The organism is Pedobacter sp. PACM 27299, from assembly GCF_001412655.1.
Lineage (GTDB): Bacteria > Bacteroidota > Bacteroidia > Sphingobacteriales > Sphingobacteriaceae > Pedobacter.
Genome location: NZ_CP012996.1, coordinates 5,053,134 through 5,072,114, shown reverse-complemented (window position 1 = coordinate 5,072,114; position 18,981 = coordinate 5,053,134). Strand labels below are relative to the sequence as shown.

Sequence of the window (18,981 nt, the reverse complement as noted above, 5' to 3'; positions counted from 1 at the left end):
ATTAACCGTTCAGCGAGAAGATGCTGTAAGTCAATACGGTTGCGAAGCATACCCATAAGAAATAAGGGATGAACAACAAACCTGCAGTCTTGTCAATCTTATAAAACATCGAAGCATTGATGACAATCACAATCAATAAGAAAATAATTTCAAATAAGGCAGCACCTAATGATTTTGCGTAAAAAAACAGGAAAGACCACATGATATTAAGTACCAGTTGAATGGCATACACCGCTACCATACGAGGGAAATGGACAATCTGTGCTCTTTTTTGCCATACCAAATAGGCAGAAACACCCATCAGGATAAAAATACATGTCCATACCGGTGGAAAAATAGCATCCGGTGGATTGAAAGAAGGCTTAGCTAAGGTTGGATACCATGTTTTTACAGAAGTTAGGGTAAGAATGCTTCCAAGAGCACCAACTGCTAAAGGAATCGCAAGATTAACGACAAAGGCAACAGGATTGAATTTCATCTTTTATGAATTGAATGTTAAAGATAGGAGTAAGGACCATGATCCTGGCTTCAGACTCCTAAAAATCATAGATTTTCAAAGTAATAAGCGCAAATCTAATTGATTTGACTTCCGTAGACGAAGGTAATTGAAATCTAACAATTCCTTAACTTAAACTTTGTTTAGTATTAATGCACAAAGTTTAGTATTGCAGAACATTTAAATGTTCAATGATGCCAGTGAAATTAATAGTACTCGATAGGACGGAAACCACTATAAAAGATAAGAATGATCTGGGCCTGGCCTCTCAGGAGGAGAAAGCTAATGGTGATCTGCAAATGGGATATCATCCTACACAGCTGATCGGTGATATTTCCGAATTATTAATTATCAACCAATAGTTCCGTATGAACCTGTTAAAACACTGTCGGAATAAGGTTGCTGGTTGGCCATATCTTTATATCTCTATAATGGCGGGTTTAGCGGCTTTCGGCTGTTACACCAGCATGTATGCTTTTAGAAAGGCTTTTACTGCGGGAACTTTTGATGGACACGAATATTTTGAAGTTGATTATAAAGTATGGCTAGTGATTGCCCAGGTAATGGGCTATACTTTTAGTAAATTTTATGGGATTCGTTTTATCTCGGAATCTACTGGAAAAATAGGGGACGCAGTATTATAAAGCTTATTGGAATCTCCTGGATCGCCTTGCTGGGTTTCGCAATCATCCCTGCACCATGGAATATTGCTTTTCTTTTTATCAATGGTTTCCCATTAGGGATGATCTGGGGCCTGGTTTTTAGCTATCTGGAAGGAAGAAGGAATACAGAATTCATGGGGGCTGTAATGTCGGTAAGTTTAATATTTGCCTCTGGTTTTATCAAAACGGTAGCAAGAACAGTTATGGATTTGCTTCCGGTTAATGAATATTGGATGCCTTTCTGCACCGGATTATTATTTGTTATTCCTCTGCTGCTCTTTGTGGGATTACTGGAATTGGTTCCGCCGCCAACAGAAGAAGATCAGCGCTTAAGAACCAAACGTCTGCCAATGAATGGTAGTCAGCGGAAGAAATTCCTGCTTAATTTCCTGCCAGGAGTGATTTTAACCGTCATCATTTATGTAGTGTTAACTGTCATCCGAGACCTTCGCGATAATTTTGAAGTAGAGATCTGGCATGACCTGGGTGTAACTGATAACCATATCTATGCGAAAATAGATGGTTTTATTGCCTTGATCGTATTATCCATGATAGGCTTGTTGATCCTGGTGCGGAACAACCTGAAAGCTTTTGTAGTGATCCACTGGATGATCATTGGAGGCTGTGCGCTTACCGGAATTGCAACCTTACTTTTTGATGCACACTATATCAGTCCGGTGGTCTGGATGTGTATGGTAGGAATGGGACTTTATATGGCCTATATTCCTTATAATGCCATGTTTTTTGAACGCATGATCGCTACTTTTAATTATAAAAGTAATATCGGCTTTGTCATGTATGTTTCAGATGCGATCGGATACCTGGGAAGTGTTAGTATTTTACTCTTCAAAGAATTTGGAGATGCGCAAATTAGCTGGGGCCATTTCTTCCGACAAAGCACTGTTGTAGCAGCAGTAGTAGGCGTAACCTGCAGTATGGTTTCCTTACTTTATTTTCACCAGAAAAGCGTAAAGAATAAAAAAAAAGAAAGTAATATTACCCTCCCTGCATTGGTATTAGATGTAGAGGGAGGTACAAAATAAATTTTTTGACCACATAAAAATATTTGAAATGAACACAAAGCATTATGACCTGATTGTAATTGGAGGAGGGATTTTAGGGACTTTTCACGCTTACCATGCATTAAAACTAGGAAAAAAGGTTTTGCAGCTGGAAAAAGATAACTATCCGGTAGGTTCAACGGTACGTAACTTCGGACAGGTAGTGCCTTCTGGAATGTCAGGTGTTTGGTTTGATTATGGTGTCCGTGGATTAGAGATCTATCAGGAAATCCAGCAGCAGTTTGATATTTCTGTCCGAAATAATGGAACCGTTTATATTGCTTCTGATGACGAAGAACAAAACCTGATCCATGAGCTAAAAGCGCATTATGATACCCTAGGTTATCAGCAGGAGCTGTTAGGAAAGGCAGAGGTTTTAGCTAAATATCCGGCAATCAGGGATACTTATGCCAAAGAAGCGATATTTTTTAAGCAAGAAGTGAGTGTAGAACCAGCCATGATGATTTACCGTCTTCAGGAATTTATGCAGGCGAAATTTGAAGGTTATACACTGATGTGTAATTCGCCTGTAATAGATTGTACTCCTACTGGAAATGGAGTCGAGGTTCGGGTGTCTGGTAATCGTACTTATCAGGCTGATAAAGCAGTTCTTTGTAATGGTTATGAGTTCAAATTACTGTTTCCGGAATTATTTGCTTCCAGCGGACAGGTAATCAGTAAACTTCAGATGATGCGTACAGTGCCTATGCCAGAAGTTGCTTTGGAAGGAAATATTTTAACAGGACTGACCATCAGAAGGTATGAAAGCTTTGAAGATTACTGTCCTTCTTTTAAATATTTGACAACTCCTGATCATTATAAGGAATTGAAAGAATGGGGTATTCATTTACTCTTTAAAAAGGCAGTAGATGGTAGTTTCATCATCGGTGATTCTCATGAATATGCTGATGTTGCTCATTTTGATGATCTTGGTTTTAATGTGAAACAACACATAAATGAACTGATGTTGAAAGAAGGGGAGCGCATTGTGAACTTCAATCTTCGTGATATGGGAACTACCTGGGCCGGTTATTACCCTCAGCACCCTACAGAGCATATTTTGGAATATAATATCGAAGATTGTATTCACATTCGCACCTGTATTGGTGGTAAAGGGATGACCGCGAGTGCTGGATATACTGAAGCCAGTATGAAAAGTATTTTAGGGCACTAATTGTTTTCGGTATTTTGCTTGGATGTAATCGACCATTTAATTTTGGTGTGAGAATTGTAGTTACCCAGACGTCTGTGGAAATGGACAAAGGTTAAATATCATTTTAAATACACGCAAAATGTTAAAAAGTATCATTACAAAAAAAGGAATTCTCTCATTGCTGATTGTTTTTGGCAGTGTGGTTAGCGCAATGGCCGCGGATGTGATTACGTTGATGGTGAAGGAAGACCGTGCCTCTTGTACAGGAGTTGCACCTATGAATTGTTTACAGGTAAAATACAAAAACAGCAAAAACTGGGAACTTTTCTATAGCGAAATCCAAGGGTTTAAGCACCAGGAAGGTTATCGTTATACCCTTTCAGTGATTAGGACAAAAAGGAAAAATGTTCCTGCTGATGCGTCTGCTTATACCTACAAATTGAAAAAGGTGATCAAAAAGGAAAAGATCGCGGTTAAGCCAGTTGATACTAAAGATCCATTATTAGCTGCTGCAAACCAGAAATGGACCCTCAGCAGAATTAATGGTCAAGCGGTAAATAGCGATCGCGTTTTTATCAGCCTTGATGAGAAGGGGAATAAGTTTAATGGTTCTGGAGGCTGTAACAGCATTTTCGGAAGCTTTAATTATGTATCGAAAAGTAAAAGTCTGAGTATAGGAAAAGTAGCTTCTACTATGATGGCTTGCTCAGATGAAAAGGTGAACAAGCTGGAAACTGAATTTACACAGGCCTTAAGCGATCAAACGTTTAGACTGGAGACCAGTGGCAATACACTGATTTTTTATAAAGGAAAACTGAAAGCTTTAGAGTTTAGAACTGAAGCGAATAATAACAATGATATCTGGAATTATATTGGTAAAAATCGTTGGAAATTGATTCAAATGGAAGGTGTAACACAGGAGAATTCACCGGTTACGATCTCTTTCAATCTAGCAGAGCGCCGTTTTAGCGGTAATTCTGGCTGTAATAATTATTTCGGTACCTATAACGCAGGAAGTACGACCATTGCTTTCGGTCCGGCAGCAAGTACACGTCGTGCTTGTATGGATAAAGATTTGAACGAACTAGAGCGTAAATTCCTGACCATTTTAGGAAGTAAAAACTTTAAGTTTGATGTGGCAGACCAGACACTGAATCTGTATCAGAATGACCGTTTGGTGCTGATGTTTGGTGTAACTAAATAGCAGCCATATTTAGCCCTCTTATGGGTTAATTACAGTATGTAAAAACGGGCTATTTTTTAGCCCGTTTTTTTAAGAAACAACTGCTTGTTTGTTGTATTTGTTCCTGTATTCAATAGGTGTTAAACCAGTGATTTTCTTAAACACATCTCGAAAGGCTTTAGTATCTGTATAACCGACGTCATACATCACCTCTGTGACGTTTTTTCTGCTGCTTTCAAAACTTCTCTTTGCAGCCTCAATTTTCACTCTTTGAATATAGGTGACTACGGTATTATTTGTTGCTTTGCTAAATCTTCGTTCGAAACTTCTTCTTCCCAGAGCAGACATCTCAGCGAGCTGGTCTACTGTGATTTTTTCCTGATAATTACTCTCTATAAATTCCTGAACCTTTCTTATTTCTAGGTCTTCGTGATCTTTCTGGCCCTGGAACATCATAAATGCAGACTGACTTTCCCTGTCAATGTCTATCGCGAAAAACTTTGAGGCGAGGATGGCCGTATTTCTGTCTGTATATTTTTCTACAAGATATAGAAGTAAATTCCAGTAAGAATTGGCGCCACCGCTGGAATAAAGTCTTTGTTCCTCAGTAATAATGCTGCCATCTACCAAGGTAACATCTGGAAACATTTCCCTGAACTCATTTGCATGAAGCCAATGAGTAGAACATTGTTTTCCTTTCAGCAATCCCGTAGAGGCCAGTAAAAATGCGCCGATGCATAAAGACGCAACTTCTGCTCCTTTATGATAGTGCGCTACGATCCATGGCAGAAAATCTTTGTTTAAACTTAAAGCCGTATTTAATGAACCACTCAATGCAGGGATGAAAATCAAATCTGTTTGCTTTACCTCTGATATTACCTGATCTGGATGTACAGAAAATAAACTGTTGTTCAACCTGACTTCTTTTGATAAACCAACCAGCTGTACTTTGAATAAAGCTGATTTTCCGGAAGATTCCAAAAATTCATTGACCATTCTGAACAAATAACTGGGGTCAGCGATGGATTCAATCACTGCTGTTTCAGGAACTAAGATTGAAATGTGTTTCATCGATTGTTTTCGTTGCTAAGGGTTGTCCTTAATACTTTCGTTTCTATGTCAAATATATCAGGTTTTATTGTCGCATACAACCCCTTTAATTGTCGTTTTTGCACAGGATGTTTGGCTAGTCTGCTGGTTAAATTTGAGCATCACTTATTCATAAATCTGATAACGATTCCTTTAATAAATAATCATGATCACCATAAGCCCTTACTTCACTTTTAACGGCAATTGCCTTGAAGCAATGACCTTTTATCAAGGTTGTTTTGGTGGAATACTTACTTGTCAAAGTATTGCGGATGTTCCATCATCGAAGGAGTTTCCCGAAAAAATAAAAGAATGTATTCTGGAAGCCAGTTTGATCAGCGAAAAACTGGTCTTAATGGCGACTGATTTGGTGGCTGATGAACATTTAATTAAAGGTAATTCCGTCTCTATTCTCCTCAATTTTGATAAAGAAGCAGACATCAAGGAATGTTACCAGAAACTTTCCGAAGGAGGGCAAAATAGCCATCCTTTGGAATTGAATTTCTGGGGTGTGTTGTTTGGTACTGTAAGGGATAAATATGGAAACTATTGGTTGTTGAGTTTGAACAAATAATACTCAATATAAGAGTAGTCAGGTTCATACTTTTGTGGATGAAACACCTACACAAAATGTCTGCTATTGAATATCGTTCTTGTGCGTATTTGAACAGCGATTAGAATATTCAGGTATGAGATCGGTTGCGGTTTGAAGACACGCTATTCCAATCACTGTACTGCTGAATGAGCTGAGTCCTGGTACCGCGCCTTCAGCAATGAAAAGTAGGGTAGAGTTAGCATTAAACGCATACAATTTCGCTTGTATTTCCAGTCGGCTAGCTTTCAATTCCGCTGAATTAGATAGAAAATTCTTCGGTTTAATTTCTATATAATAGGCATTGATCAATGGTTCAAAATGCAGCGAAGCTTGAATATTTTCAAACTTTTTCACAAGGTCTAAGATACTTTGTTTAACAAAATCATTTGTACTTTCCATAGTTAATCTATTTTATGACAAGATTTTTAGTCTTTCCTCACACATTTTCGACCCAACATTAAAATAGGGCTGAAGTATTTCTAAAATTAAATCATGAGCTGGTCTAATGTTACTATATTATTCTTAGCAACCAACTATTGGTTTAATTTTTTAATTTAAAAATTAAAAAAGAATCTCAAATAACCATTTTGCAGTACCTGAATCGAATAAATGGCGGAAAGAATAGCCCATTCAGTAGCTGTTCATCCTGCTAAGATTAACCGTAAGGACTTTTATAAGGGCTTCTGTCAGGATCGGTGTTCAGCCATTTAGAAAATGAAAGGTTTATAGAACTGGATTTCTCCTTGTGGAACAGCAAATATTATTTTATAATCACTAAACTGTAACCTATTGAACGAAAAAAGCCTTTAAAGAGATCTCTAAAGGCTTTTAATGTGTTCCCGAAGGGATTCGAACCCATATCTGTTGAACCGGAATCAACAATTCTATCCATTGAACTACGGAAACATTTTGGCAAATATATCAATTTGATTGGTTATTCCTTTATACTCTTTAAATTTCCGGCTTTTCATGATTTCTTACCTGATAATGCCCGTTAATACCTGAAAAAATAAGCTTCCACTACAAAAGCCGCTGTTTATCTTCAAATAAGTAAATCAAATTCAGGATCAAATCTGTTCTCTTAAAATGTGATAATGAAGTAGATAGCTGGGACCCGATGTTTAAAAATCAGGCCTTCCTTTAAAAGACAATAATAATCCGATATAAACGCCATTTTTCAAAAATAAAAAGGCACTTTTGCAAAAATGATAAATGCCGTCAGTACGGAATGAGGATCAAAAATTCCCATCCTAATAACTTAGGCATTAAAAGAATACATTAATGAAAATCATGTAAAGAAGGGGCGTATGGAAGAAATGATTGTTGAAGAGATCGAAAAGCTCTTAGAGCAGGAAGACAATGCACAATTAAAGGAATATTTAGACAATCTGAATATTTCGGATGTGGAGCATTTAATAGACGAACTTCCCCAGCACGCAGTTACATTTATAGATACGTTGTCCATCAAAAGGGCAGTTAACGTTTTCAGAATCCTCGACTTTCCAACTCAGGAAAGGATCATTAAAAAACTTCCCGGTAATAAACTCGCCGAGTTAATCAACCTCTTACCTCCAGACGACCGTACTTCCTTATTTTCTGAGCTCAGTGGTGAAGCTGTAAAAAAGCTGATCATCCTATTGCCTGCAAAAGATAGGGTAGAAGCGCTTTCCCTTTTAGGATATGAAGAAGACAGTGTAGGAAGGCTGATGACGCCGGATTATGTGGCGGTAAAGAAAGATTGGACAGTAGCGAGGGTATTGGAACACATCCGACGTTATGGGAAAAATTCCGAAACGATTGATGTCATTTATGTCATTGATAAAGATGGGACCTTATTGGACGACATCAGGATCAGGGAAATTCTCCTTGCCGATCCTGAAGCCAAAATCGGTGACCTCACCGATCGTCGCCTGATCGCTTTAAAAGCAAATGACCATCAGGAAGAAGCAATTAATATCTTTAGAATGAACAATCGCGTCGCTTTACCTGTCGTGGACGACCATAATGTATTGTTAGGAATTGTGACTGTAGATGATATTCTTTGGATTGCAAATGAAGAGTACACAGAAGATATGCAGAAAATAGGGGGTACACAGGCACTTGATGAACCCTATTTAGATATGCCTATTCTCGGTTTATTTAAACGAAGAATAGGTTGGCTGGTGGTACTTTTCCTTGGAGAAATGCTAACCGCCAGTGCAATGGGCCATTTTGAAGCAGACATCGCTAAAGCAGTAATCCTGGCCATGTTTGTTCCTCTAATCATTTCCAGCGGTGGAAATAGTGGATCTCAGGCCTCTACACTAATCATCCAGGCAATGGCACTTGGTGAAATTACGGTTTCAGATTGGTGGAGAGTGATGCGACGCGAAATCATTTCCGGACTTATGCTGGGGGTGGTATTAGGCTGTATCGGTTTCCTAAGGATTTTTGCATGGACCTTCTTTACCGATATGTATGGCCCTCATTGGATGTTAATCGGTGTTACTGTTGGCGTTTCCTTAGTCGGAGTCGTTTTATGGGGATCACTGGCAGGTTCCATGCTGCCTTTAATTCTTAAAAAGCTGGGTGCAGACCCTGCAACCTCTTCCGCGCCCTTTGTAGCGACGCTGGTGGATGTAACCGGACTGATCATTTACTTCTCAGTAGCGGTGATGTTCCTGACCGGAGTGCTCCTCTAAAGCATAAAAGAACCTAAAAAATAAGTTCCCGGAAAACTACCCGGGAATTAAGCCCATAAAAAACCCGGATGATTCTTAATCATCCGGGTTTTTATTTTATGAATAATGAGGGCAGTTAAGCCCGCAAATTATACGTTAAAACGGAAGTGCATGATGTCTCCATCTTCCACAACATACGTTTTTCCTTCCACTGCTAATTTACCAGCTTCTTTACAAGCGGCTTCAGAACCTAAAGTTACGAAGTCATTATATTTGATCACCTCCGCACGGATAAAACCTTTTTCAAAGTCTGTATGGATTACTCCAGCAGCCTGAGGCGCGGTAAATCCTTTAGTAATCGTCCATGCACGTACTTCCTGAACACCTGCGGTGAAGTAAGTATAAAGATCTAATAAACGGTAAGCTGCAACGATCAGTTTGTTTACACCAGATTCTGTTAATCCTAGATCCGCCAAAAATTCCTGACGCTCTTCATAACTTTCCAGTTCTGCAATTTCTGATTCTATCTTCGCAGAGATCACCAATACTTCAGCTTTCTCATCTTTTACAGCTTCTTTTACGCGATCTACATACGCATTGCCATTGATCACCGAGTTCTCATCAACATTACAAACGTACATCACTGGCTTCTGAGTCAATAAACCCATATCGGCAATGAACTCAAAATCTTCTGCTGCAACTGCCGCTGAACGTACCGATTGGCCAGATTCAACATGTGTTTTGATCACGCTTAAAATATCGAAAGTTCTCTTGGCATCCTTATCGGTTTTAGCCATTTTCTCTACTTTCTGTATGCGTTTCGTGATGGTGTCAAGATCTTTAAGCTGTAACTCAGTATCTATAATTTCTTTATCGCGAATCGGATCAACTGAGCCGTCAACGTGAATCACGTTTCCGTCGTCAAAACAACGCAAAACATGGATAATCGCGCTTGTAGCCCTGATGTTACCCAAAAATTGATTGCCTAGTCCTTCACCTTTGGAAGCACCTTTCACTAAACCTGCAATATCAACAATCTCAATTGTATTAGGTACAATACGGTTTGGCTGTACCAATTCTGCTAATTTAGTTAACCTTTCATCTGGAACGGTGATCACACCGATATTAGGTTCAATTGTACAGAAAGGGAAATTAGCCGCTTGAGCTTTTGCGTTAGATAAACAGTTAAATAAGGTAGATTTTCCAACATTTGGTAAACCAACTATACCACATTGTAATGCCATGAATGATTTTTTCTAGTTTTGGCGCAAAGCTACCAATTTTTTAAAAATATTCTTTATGTTTAGGGTATCTAAAAACTAATTAACGTTTAAATCACAGCTATATGGAAGAATTCGAAGAAACAAAACCAGATCACACAGAGGTAGAAACACTTATTGTCACAGAAGATATCCGCAGCTACATCTATGAAACGGCTAAATGGGCGAAATTTCTATCTGTTATGGGTTTTATATTTTGCGTTTTAATCATTTTATTGGCGTTAAGTTTACCTGCAATCCTTGCAGCGATGACCGCAATGGGCAAAAATCCGATGATGGGCGTAGCTACTGGTGCACTTTCTGTAATTTATATTCTTTTCGCACTGCTATATTTTTATCCAAGTTTAATGTTGTTTAAATATGCTAACTCAGCGAAAAAAGCAGTGTTATTTCTAGATCAGGAGAGTTTAGCTGAAGCCATGAGTAAGATGAAATCATTCTTCAAATTCTGGGGGATCTTAACCATTGTCATGTTAGGGCTATACGCGGTCATCTTGTTGTTGAGCGTAGTCACTGCAATTGGTGCAGCCAGCTAACTAGCAAAGCCACAAACTCGAAGATACATATCCTCATAAAGGAAAAGTGTTGGGAAATAAATAAAAGGGCCTGGATCATCAAAAATGATCGAGGCCCTTTTTTATTAAGGTCTTGAACGCTTACAAATCAGATATAAACCGGAGTTCTATGCTCTATTGTATGCTTAAAGTTTTTCATTTCCTTTTTTAGTAAACCTTCCAGATAAGGATTGATCATTTTTGAAATACCAATTCCTACTCCTCCGCCAACTGGACGATAAGACAGCACCACTTTCAAAAAAGTATCTTTTCCATCTTCAGAAGGGGTAAATTCTACCCTCCCTACATGACCGAGCAGAGATCCTGGAGCAGATTGCCAGCCAATCAGGCGGCCTGGCTCTTCCTTCACTATTTCTGCATCCCAGTTTACGGAAAACAAATTGCCAATAACATTGGATTTCCAGGTCGACAATTGCTCATCAATTACTTTTACATCCAGCAGGTGATGAATACTTCCCGGAAGATTATTCAGGTTTCGCCAATAAGAGAACACCTCTGCTACAGGCTTTTCAATTACAAATTCTCCCCGGATATTGACTGCACGAGGCCTTCGGGCATCAATTCCCAATTGCTCATAAAATAGACAGCGGCCTGTTACAGCACGGTAGGCCATATATGCGCCATAAAGAAATTTTGTTTTTGATGGTTTTCTCAGGCCCCAGCTGATCAATGCTCCGCTCAGAAACATCGATACCATACGTTCCGACCATCCTATATTTTCATACTGATGCTTTTCAATAGAAAATCTTCCGGATCTTAGTTTTAATGGAGTACTCATGATTTCTGACGATGATTAATTTCTTTCCCAATTGCATCTACCATATAGTGGTCTAATATTCCCCATATCTGTTCCCATCTGCCATCTATTTCTTCCCTTAGCTGAGTGATTCTGTCGTTACCGATATAGCAGATGAAATAACGTGCACCATCGCTGGTTTCATCTGGTTTTACGGTTATTACAGTGTCTGCGCCATCTATATCCAGATGAATGTCAAACTCATCCGGACCTGATTTATTGTCTTTCATGTTTGCTGGGTTTAATTTCAGCTTATATAACACCTAAATAGGCTTAGTGTTTTACAGGCGACTGGAAATCAGGCCAAAATCATTTAATTTAATGGCAAAAAAAAAGAACTTACAGCCGCTTATATATTGCAATTTAGGAGGCTATACCTAACCATAAATGAATTTTAACTGTATGAAGAAGTCGTCATTTTTTTTCTTATGTTCTTTTTTGCTGAGTACTGGTGGTACTTTTGCGCAAAAGGCACCTGCTCCTTATGGCGCAGTCCCAAATAAAAACCAGCTGGCATGGCAGGATATGGAATACTATATGTTTATCCATTTCGGGCCAAATACCTTTACCGACAAGGAATGGGGGCATGGTGATGAAGATCCTAAAGTCTTCAACCCAACCAAACTGGATGCCCGTCAATGGGCGCGTACCGCGAAAGATGCAGGGATGAAAGCCATTATTATCACTGCAAAACACCACGATGGCTTTTGCCTGTTTCCAAGTAAATACAGTACTCATACCGTAAGAGAAAGTGCCTGGAAAAATGGTAAAGGCGATGTACTGAAAGAACTTTCTGCAGCCTGTAAAGAATATGGCTTGAAATTCGGCGTATACCTATCCCCATGGGACCGTAACCATCCTAAATATGGCACGCCGGAGTACAATCAAGTATTTGCCAATACGCTAAAAGAAGTACATACTCAGTATGGGCCTGTATTTGAGCAATGGTTTGACGGTGCAAAAGGAGAAAAAGAGAAAAATCAGGACTACGACTTTAAGCTGTTCAACAGCATTGTGAGAGCAAATAATCCACAAGCGGTGATCTTTAGCGACATCGGACCTGATGCCCGCTGGATGGGAAATGAAAGAGGAGTTGCTGGAACTACCAACTGGTCTACGCTAAATACCGATGGTTTTGGGGTAGGGGCAGCAGCACCTGCAGCAGGCATATTGAATACCGGAAATGAAAATGGAAAATACTGGATTCCTGCTGAAGTGGATGTTTCCATCAGACCAGGATGGTTCTATAGCGCGAATACAGATGATAAAGTGAAAACTTTAAAAGAACTGGTTTCTATTTATGAAACCTCTATCGGCCGCAATGGCAACCTGTTGTTGAACGTTCCGGTAAACCGGGAAGGACTGATTCATCCCAACGATTCCACCCGCTTGATGGAATTCAAAAGAACCATTGATGCCAGCTATAAAATAAACCTGGCGAAAGGAAAGAAAGTTACGGTGAGCAATACCAGAAAAGGCGCACAATTTAATGCTGCAAACCTGACTGATGGAAATCCTGCTACTTATTGGGCTACAGATGATCAGCTGAAAACCGCTGCGATTACCCTTGATTTTGGTAAAGCAACGGAACTCAACCGCCTGGTTTTACAGGAATATATCACCCTCGGACAACGTGTCAAATCATTTTCTGTCGAGTACTTAGATGGCGATACTTACAAAACGTTAGACCAGCAAACCACGATTGGTCATAAGCGAATCCTTTCTTTTCCAAGAATAAAAACCACTAAACTCCGTGTCCATATACTGGAAGCAAATGCCTGTCCGGTGCTATCAGAGATAGCAGCATATAACGCACCGGACTTATAGACATTAATTCATTTGATTTACCTTTTTCTGGTATGCCCAATAGAATACTATTGGGTATACAAAAAGGTTAAACAGGGTATCGGTAATTAAACCTCCGATGACTACGATTGCCAATGGTTTTGAAGCTTCAGCACCAATTCCAGTAGACATTGCTGCGGGCATCAGGCCGATAGCTGCCATCATTGCCGTCATCAGTACCGGACGTATCCTGCTCGATACCCCGTCTTTTATCGCATCCGCAAAAGTCCAATCCGGACGGTGCCTCAGCTCTATAATATTGTGCTTGAACTTGGTAATCAGGATCACCCCATTCTGCACACAGATCCCAAACAGGGCAATAAAACCAATCCCCGCCGAAATGTTAAAATTGATACCGGTAGCCAGGATAGCCAATATCCCACCAACCATGGCAAAAGGCACATTATTCAAGACCAATAAAGAGTCTTTGATATTACCTAGCAATACAAATAGAATTAAAAAGATCAGCAACAGACTGATAGGAACGGCTTGTGATAACCTGCTGGTTGCCCTTTGCTGGTTCTCAAAATCACCTGCCCATTCCAGTTTATACTCCTTTGGAAGCTTAATTTTCTCATTTACTTTGGCCTGAGCCTCCGCAATCACACTGCCCATATCCCTGCCGCGAATGGAAAACTTAATGGCACCATACCGCTGGTGCTTGTCGCGGTAAATCATACTGGGACCAGTGATTTTCTTGATGCTGGCGATTTCCCCTAATGGTACTTTTGCACCGGAAATGGTAGGAATACGCAGTTTTGCAATATCGCTTTCGTCTTTTCTGAAGTCTTCCGGATAGCGGATAATTAGGTCAAACTTTCGTTCTCCCTCATAAATCTGTGTAGCCGCTTTTCCACCGATCGCCATCTCAATCACCGCATTGGCATCTGCAGTGCTCACCCCATATAAAGCCATTTTATTCTGATCCAGGTTGATCTGCAGTTCTGGCTGTCCAAGGTTTCTCAGGATCCCTAAATCTTCAATCCCTTCTACAGTTTTCAGAATATTCTCAATCTTCTCTTCTTCTTTCTCTATAAACTCGAAATCATTGCCAAACATCTTCACCACAATAGAACCTTTTACCCCGGAGACAGCCTCTTCTACGTTGTCTGAGATGGGTTGAGAGAAGTTCAGGCTTATCCCCGGAAAACTCTTCAACTTCTCCTGCATCCTTTCAATCAGTTGCTCTTTTGTCTGCTTGCGCTTCCATTCTTTCTTTGGGAAAATGTCAACATGGAACTCCATATTGTAAAATCCGGTCGCATCGGTACCATCATTCGGCCTGCCGGTTTGCGACATCACCTGCTTAACTTCCTCGAAGCTTAAAAAGATCTTTCGGATGTCATTTGAAAGCTTTTTTGTCTCATCGAGCGAGATGCTCAGCGGGCCGGTCGCACGGACATAGATAGATCCTTCATCCAAAGTAGGCAAGAATTCTGTACCCAGAAATTTAGCGCTGAACAGCCCAACCACCAGGAGACCTATAGAAATACCAAATGCCAGTTTTCTGAATTTAAAACACTTATCATAGAACATGGTCACGTATTTAATAACGAACTCCAAGAATATGTTGTGCTTCTCTCTTACGTTTTTCTTTAACAGTACACTGGCCAATGCCGGCACTAGGGTAAATGTAAGGAGCAGGGCACCCAGTAAAGCAAAACTTAGTGTCCATGCCAATGGGGAGAACATCTTTCCTTCCACCTTCTCAAAAGTGAAGATCGGCAGTAAGCCGGTAATGATGATCAGTTTGGCAAAGAAAATACCTTTTCCATTCTCCAGCGCTGCTTTCTTGATCAATCCCAGTTTACTCAGGCGGTTGAATTTCTCCATGCCCACCTTTTTGGCTTTATGGTCGAGGGCAACAAAAATACCCTCAACCATGACTACAGCACCATCAATGATGATCCCAAAGTCAATTGCCCCCATAGATAATAAGTTGGCCGACATCCCCTTCATTTTTAGACAGATGAAGGCAAATAACAAGGCTAAAGGAATGACAATAGATACAATTAATGTAGTGCGCCAATCGGCCATGAACAGAAATACGATCAGGGTCACAAAAATAATCCCTTCCATCATATTGCCGATTACCGTATGCGTAGCATAGTTAACCAGGTCTTCCCGGTCATAGAAAGGGTTAATCTTTACATCTCCCGGTAGTATATTTTCATTGATGTCTTTAATCTTTTCTTTCAGCTTGCTGATTACCTCGCTTGGGTTTTCCCCTTTGCGCATCACCACGATCCCTTCAACCACGTCGGGATCGAGGTCCCGGCCTACCTGCCCTAACCGCGGTAATGCCGATTCTGCGACTTCAGCGATTGTTTTAACGTAAACAGGAGTGCCGTTAAAGTTATCAACCACTACATTTTTTATTTCATCAATATTGTTCAAGATCCCGATTCCACGAACCACATAAGCCTGTCCGCCCTGAACAATCACATCCCCGCCAACATTGATGTTGCTTTTGGAAACTGCCTCAAATAATTCAGTCGCACTTACCCCATATTGTATTGCTTTTTGTGGATCTACAGTGATCTGATAAGATTTGACCTCTCCACCGAAACTCACTACATCGGCAATGCCTGGAACGGAAAGTAATTCCCGCTGGATCACCCAATCCTGCAAGGTTTTTAACTCCCTGACTGATTTTTTGTCACTGCTTAAAGTATAGCGGAAAATTTCTCCTGTAGGTCCGTAAGGAGGTTGTATCTCTGGTTTCAGCCCTTCCGGTAAATCTGCTTCATCAATATGGTTGTTCACCTGGACCCTGGCTTCGGCATAATCTACATTGTCTTCAAAAGTGATCTTTACAATGGATAAGCCAAATAGAGAGGAGGATCGGATACTCGTCCTTTTCTCGGTAGGATTCATGGCGATCTCTAAAGGCCTGCTCACAAACTTTTCGACCTCTTCTGCACTTCGTCCGGGCCATTGGGTGATGATGGTAATATTGGTATTGGTCACATCGGGGAAAGCTTCAATCGTAGTATGTTTGAAACTAAAGTACCCTGCCAGGATCAAAATGAAAGTGGCAAAGAAAATAAAATACTTGTTATTTAGCGAAAAGCCGATGATGGTCTTAATGAATTTATTCATTACAGCTGTTTTTTTGGTGATGAATAGATTAGTTTTTTAGGCTTTCGAATAAAAATACCTGCTTGGAAGCAACCACACGGTCGCCAGCCTTCAATCCTTTACTGATATAGGCCTTATCCGCGGTCTTACGGCCGATTTCTATTTCCTGAATGCGTAATTTACTCGCGCCATCTACCACCAGTACATAGTTTTTGTTGTCATCGAAAATAATGCCTCTGGAATTGACCAGGGGAAGGTCTGATCCTGAATTCGCAGAAATCATTACCGTAGCCATCATCCCTGGTTTTAATAAATAGCCAGGATTGGCGATACTGACCCTTGCATTCATCACCTTGCTTTCATTATCGATCATATTGTAAATCTTATCGATCTTTCCTGTGAACGGTTTTTCCGGATAAGAGAGGATAGAAAGGTGTACTTGATCTCCTTCCTTGATTCTTGAGATGTCAGATTCATAGATATTCACCATCGCCCATACGGTAGAAAGATCTGCTATGGTAAACAGGTTTTTATCATGATCAGGACGCAGCTGCATGTTTGCATTCACATTTTTCTCGATGATGAAACCTGATAAAGGTGATTTAATAGTGTAATTCCCACTGCTATTTCCGCCATTTAGTTTTAGAGTGGCACTGGCGCGTTTGTTTTCCGCCTGCTTGATCAAGAAGTCGTTTTTAGCTTCCTCCAATTCTCTGGCCGATGATAAACCACTTTTATAAAGCTCTTCCGCCTGTTTCACTTGTCGTTCCGCATTTCTCAATTCTGCAGCAGCACTGATTACTTCCTTATCAAATCCAGCCATTTCTGAACTGCCCATCGTGGCCAATACTTGTCCTGCATTTACTTTATCACCCAATCTTACCGGGACACTGCGTACTACGCCGCTCAGCATAGGGAAAATCTCGGCCTTACGTTCTTCATTTGCGGTGATTTTTGCAGAAAAACTCAGGTCAGTCTTACTATTTGCTTGCTGTACAGTATCAATTAATAACTTGTTGAGGAGAGAATCGGTCACCACAAATTTCTCTGATACTGGTGCTTCTTTTGAGCTGCTGCAACTCTGACTGGCGATAACCAATCCAATGAAAGAGAGTTTGCTGATGTTTTTTAGAAAGATTTGCATGTAGAACTATTTAAAATGAGTGTAGCTTATTTAGAGATGAATAGGGTTTATTGAAGAGCGGCGCTAACCAGGCTCAGTCGTTTATTTGAAAATATTAGATCCGGTCACATAATTAATTTCTTCCTTGGCATTCATCCGTTCATATTTCAGACGGTTCAGCTGCAAGGTGTTTTCTTTGTAGGAATCATAGAAATCCAGAAACTCGATCAGGCTGATGTTCCTGCTGCGGTAATTTTTAGTCACTTCATGAATGAGTTTTGTGAAATCTGTGCTGAAATTATGGTCCAGGCTCTGGTACAAACCTTCTGTTCTGATCGCAGATTTATAACTGTTGTAGACTTCATTTTCCAGGGCATTTTCCTTTTGCTGGATGCCGATATTACCCGCTGCTATGGCAATTTTAGCCTTCTTGATTTCCCCTTGATTTCTATTAAAAAGTGGCAATGGAATTTTAATACCCAAACCTGTATATTTTTCTGGATAATTACCTTTCAAATCATAGCTGAGCGAAAGTTCTACGTCAGGAATGGCGTTGGCTTTTTGGACACGCAGGTTATTTTCCGCATTGCTGACTGTTGTTTTTGCCAGCTGCAGATCTGCACGGTTTGCCTTTGCACTTTCCAGTAATTGTAAGTAAGGCTGTTTTTCAAATGAAAAGTTTTGCTCATCCTCAGCAGGAACACTCAGTTGTAAAGCCACATCAGGTTTGATATTGGTCATCAACTTTAAAGAGGTTTCCATATCTTCAATATCATTCAGTAAACCGGTGTGTTCTGCTTTTAAGTTGTAAACCAGTGACTTAATTCTGATGATGTCCTTAAGGGCAATATTGCCGAGTTTAAGCTGCTGTTCTGAAGCTTGTAAAAGCTGTTCCAGCGAAATGATTTGCTGCTGGTAAATGGCTGCAGACTGCTGCGCATAGTAGGCCTTGTAAAAATCACTGCGCAGGTTATATCGCAAGGTGCGCATCAAGTCGAAATAGGCGTATTCTGCTAATTTAACCCCAGTATTAGCCAATTGAATGTTCTTATTTCTTTTTCCCGCCAGCTTAATCAGCTGAGAAATCTGTGCGTTGTATTGCCCGTAAGCCATAGAGGTTTGAAAGAACTTTTTAGTCTCATGGTTGTAAAAAAGATTCTCATAGCTCAGCTCTGGATTGTCGAAAAGCTTGGCCGTAATGATCTCTGCTTTCGCTTCTTCCGTTTGGTAATTTTGGGCAATAAGCTCGTAGTTTCCCTTGATAAATAATTGCTCGGCTTCCCGGAGAGAAAGTTTTAGGCTGTCTTGCGCCATACCTGTCACGCTAAATCCCAGAATGAGCAGGCCGCTCAGAATTAATTGTCTTTTCATCTCCCACAAAG

Annotated in this window: 18 protein-coding genes and 1 tRNA gene; 9 read left to right on the top strand and 10 right to left on the bottom strand. The window is 40.2% G+C overall.

What is annotated here, in order from left to right:
- Position 1: 1 nt before the first annotated feature.
- Positions 2 to 478, bottom strand: coding sequence for a TspO/MBR family protein (locus tag AQ505_RS21330; protein ID WP_062550050.1), 477 nt, complete (start codon positions 476 to 478; stop codon positions 2 to 4).
- A gap of 218 nt (positions 479 to 696) precedes the next feature.
- On the opposite strand from AQ505_RS21330, the gene AQ505_RS26510 reads away from it, so the two are divergent.
- From AQ505_RS26510 to AQ505_RS21315, 5 genes are all read left to right on the top strand, one after another.
- Positions 697 to 858 carry a hypothetical protein gene (locus tag AQ505_RS26510; RefSeq protein ID WP_157262503.1) on the top strand — a complete coding sequence of 54 codons (162 nt, stop codon included), beginning with the start codon at positions 697 to 699 and terminating at the stop codon, positions 856 to 858.
- Between the two features lie 6 nt (positions 859 to 864).
- Positions 865 to 1,140, top strand: a complete 276-nt coding sequence (locus tag AQ505_RS27110; protein ID WP_250636622.1) for a DUF5690 family protein — start codon at positions 865 to 867, stop codon at positions 1,138 to 1,140.
- A gap of 26 nt (positions 1,141 to 1,166) precedes the next feature.
- Complete coding sequence (locus tag AQ505_RS21325; protein ID WP_250636621.1) at positions 1,167 to 2,201, top strand: DUF5690 family protein; 1,035 nt, start codon at positions 1,167 to 1,169, stop codon at positions 2,199 to 2,201.
- 28 nt (positions 2,202 to 2,229) lie between these two features.
- Positions 2,230 to 3,393 (top strand): TIGR03364 family FAD-dependent oxidoreductase, encoded by a 1,164-nt coding sequence (locus AQ505_RS21320; protein WP_062550049.1) that lies wholly within the window; start codon positions 2,230 to 2,232, stop codon positions 3,391 to 3,393.
- A 118-nt stretch (positions 3,394 to 3,511) separates the two neighbouring features.
- The gene (locus tag AQ505_RS21315) at positions 3,512 to 4,576 is read left to right on the top strand and encodes an META domain-containing protein (RefSeq protein WP_062550048.1); all 1,065 of its coding nucleotides are present in this window, start codon (positions 3,512 to 3,514) and stop codon (positions 4,574 to 4,576) included.
- A gap of 69 nt (positions 4,577 to 4,645) precedes the next feature.
- Here AQ505_RS21315 and AQ505_RS21310 read toward each other — a convergent pair whose 3' ends face one another.
- Entirely contained in the window at positions 4,646 to 5,626 is a 981-nt protein-coding gene (locus tag AQ505_RS21310) for a GlxA family transcriptional regulator (protein ID WP_062550047.1), read from the bottom strand.
- A gap of 184 nt (positions 5,627 to 5,810) precedes the next feature.
- On the opposite strand from AQ505_RS21310, the gene AQ505_RS21305 reads away from it, so the two are divergent.
- Positions 5,811 to 6,218 carry a VOC family protein gene (locus AQ505_RS21305; protein WP_062550046.1) on the top strand — a complete coding sequence of 136 codons (408 nt, stop codon included), beginning with the start codon at positions 5,811 to 5,813 and terminating at the stop codon, positions 6,216 to 6,218.
- Between the two features lie 63 nt (positions 6,219 to 6,281).
- Here AQ505_RS21305 and AQ505_RS21300 read toward each other — a convergent pair whose 3' ends face one another.
- Together AQ505_RS21300 and AQ505_RS21295 are read right to left on the bottom strand one after the other, a co-directional pair.
- A complete protein-coding gene (locus AQ505_RS21300) occupies positions 6,282 to 6,638 on the bottom strand; it encodes a hypothetical protein (RefSeq protein WP_062550045.1) in 357 nt (118 codons plus the stop codon).
- A gap of 435 nt (positions 6,639 to 7,073) precedes the next feature.
- Positions 7,074 to 7,145, bottom strand: a tRNA-Arg gene (locus AQ505_RS21295).
- 401 nt (positions 7,146 to 7,546) lie between these two features.
- Here AQ505_RS21295 and mgtE point away from each other — a divergent pair.
- Positions 7,547 to 8,920: a magnesium transporter gene (mgtE, locus tag AQ505_RS21290; protein ID WP_062550044.1), complete on the top strand. Its 1,374-nt coding sequence runs from the start codon at positions 7,547 to 7,549 to the stop codon at positions 8,918 to 8,920.
- A 128-nt stretch (positions 8,921 to 9,048) separates the two neighbouring features.
- Here mgtE and ychF read toward each other — a convergent pair whose 3' ends face one another.
- Complete coding sequence (gene ychF, locus AQ505_RS21285; RefSeq protein ID WP_062550043.1) at positions 9,049 to 10,143, bottom strand: redox-regulated ATPase YchF; 1,095 nt, start codon at positions 10,141 to 10,143, stop codon at positions 9,049 to 9,051.
- A 101-nt stretch (positions 10,144 to 10,244) separates the two neighbouring features.
- Between ychF and AQ505_RS21280 the strand changes: the two genes are divergently transcribed.
- Positions 10,245 to 10,715, top strand: coding sequence for a DUF5362 family protein (locus AQ505_RS21280; RefSeq protein WP_062550042.1), 471 nt, complete (start codon positions 10,245 to 10,247; stop codon positions 10,713 to 10,715).
- 127 nt (positions 10,716 to 10,842) lie between these two features.
- Here the strand turns inward: AQ505_RS21280 and AQ505_RS21275 are convergent, their stop codons facing one another.
- Together AQ505_RS21275 and AQ505_RS21270 are read right to left on the bottom strand one after the other, a co-directional pair.
- Positions 10,843 to 11,532 carry an SRPBCC family protein gene (locus AQ505_RS21275; RefSeq protein ID WP_062550041.1) on the bottom strand — a complete coding sequence of 230 codons (690 nt, stop codon included), beginning with the start codon at positions 11,530 to 11,532 and terminating at the stop codon, positions 10,843 to 10,845.
- On the bottom strand, positions 11,529 to 11,780 hold the full coding sequence (locus AQ505_RS21270; protein WP_062551147.1) for a hypothetical protein: 252 nt from the start codon (positions 11,778 to 11,780) through the stop codon (positions 11,529 to 11,531). Before AQ505_RS21270 ends, AQ505_RS21275 begins: the two co-directional genes overlap by 4 nt.
- 172 nt (positions 11,781 to 11,952) lie before the next feature.
- Between AQ505_RS21270 and AQ505_RS21265 the strand changes: the two genes are divergently transcribed.
- Positions 11,953 to 13,377 carry an alpha-L-fucosidase gene (locus AQ505_RS21265; protein WP_062550040.1) on the top strand — a complete coding sequence of 475 codons (1,425 nt, stop codon included), beginning with the start codon at positions 11,953 to 11,955 and terminating at the stop codon, positions 13,375 to 13,377.
- Between the two features lie 3 nt (positions 13,378 to 13,380).
- On the opposite strand, the gene AQ505_RS21260 is transcribed toward AQ505_RS21265, so the two are convergent.
- The 3 genes from AQ505_RS21260 to AQ505_RS21250 all read right to left on the bottom strand — a co-directional run bounded on the left by AQ505_RS21260 (position 13,381) and on the right by AQ505_RS21250 (position 18,970).
- Complete coding sequence (locus tag AQ505_RS21260) at positions 13,381 to 16,497, bottom strand: efflux RND transporter permease subunit (RefSeq protein WP_062550039.1); 3,117 nt, start codon at positions 16,495 to 16,497, stop codon at positions 13,381 to 13,383.
- 28 nt (positions 16,498 to 16,525) lie between these two features.
- Positions 16,526 to 17,620, bottom strand: a complete 1,095-nt coding sequence (locus AQ505_RS21255) for an efflux RND transporter periplasmic adaptor subunit (RefSeq protein WP_062550038.1) — start codon at positions 17,618 to 17,620, stop codon at positions 16,526 to 16,528.
- A gap of 81 nt (positions 17,621 to 17,701) precedes the next feature.
- The gene (locus AQ505_RS21250; protein WP_062550037.1) at positions 17,702 to 18,970 is read right to left on the bottom strand and encodes a TolC family protein; all 1,269 of its coding nucleotides are present in this window, start codon (positions 18,968 to 18,970) and stop codon (positions 17,702 to 17,704) included.
- Positions 18,971 to 18,981 lie beyond the last annotated feature (11 nt).

Coding starts and splice junctions, on each gene's coding strand:
- AQ505_RS21330 (WP_062550050.1), bottom strand. CDS start 478: ATGAAATTCAATCCTGTTGCCTTTGTCGTTAATCTTGCGATTCCTTTA.
- AQ505_RS27110 (WP_250636622.1), top strand. CDS start 865: ATGAACCTGTTAAAACACTGTCGGAATAAGGTTGCTGGTTGGCCATAT.
- AQ505_RS21320 (WP_062550049.1), top strand. CDS start 2,230: ATGAACACAAAGCATTATGACCTGATTGTAATTGGAGGAGGGATTTTA.
- AQ505_RS21315 (WP_062550048.1), top strand. CDS start 3,512: ATGTTAAAAAGTATCATTACAAAAAAAGGAATTCTCTCATTGCTGATT.
- AQ505_RS21310 (WP_062550047.1), bottom strand. CDS start 5,626: ATGAAACACATTTCAATCTTAGTTCCTGAAACAGCAGTGATTGAATCC.
- AQ505_RS21305 (WP_062550046.1), top strand. CDS start 5,811: ATGATCACCATAAGCCCTTACTTCACTTTTAACGGCAATTGCCTTGAA.
- AQ505_RS21300 (WP_062550045.1), bottom strand. CDS start 6,638: ATGGAAAGTACAAATGATTTTGTTAAACAAAGTATCTTAGACCTTGTG.
- mgtE (WP_062550044.1), top strand. CDS start 7,547: ATGGAAGAAATGATTGTTGAAGAGATCGAAAAGCTCTTAGAGCAGGAA.
- ychF (WP_062550043.1), bottom strand. CDS start 10,143: ATGGCATTACAATGTGGTATAGTTGGTTTACCAAATGTTGGAAAATCT.
- AQ505_RS21280 (WP_062550042.1), top strand. CDS start 10,245: ATGGAAGAATTCGAAGAAACAAAACCAGATCACACAGAGGTAGAAACA.
- AQ505_RS21275 (WP_062550041.1), bottom strand. CDS start 11,532: ATGAGTACTCCATTAAAACTAAGATCCGGAAGATTTTCTATTGAAAAG.
- AQ505_RS21270 (WP_062551147.1), bottom strand. CDS start 11,780: ATGAAAGACAATAAATCAGGTCCGGATGAGTTTGACATTCATCTGGAT.
- AQ505_RS21265 (WP_062550040.1), top strand. CDS start 11,953: ATGAAGAAGTCGTCATTTTTTTTCTTATGTTCTTTTTTGCTGAGTACT.
- AQ505_RS21260 (WP_062550039.1), bottom strand. CDS start 16,497: ATGAATAAATTCATTAAGACCATCATCGGCTTTTCGCTAAATAACAAG.
- AQ505_RS21255 (WP_062550038.1), bottom strand. CDS start 17,620: ATGCAAATCTTTCTAAAAAACATCAGCAAACTCTCTTTCATTGGATTG.
- AQ505_RS21250 (WP_062550037.1), bottom strand. CDS start 18,970: ATGAAAAGACAATTAATTCTGAGCGGCCTGCTCATTCTGGGATTTAGC.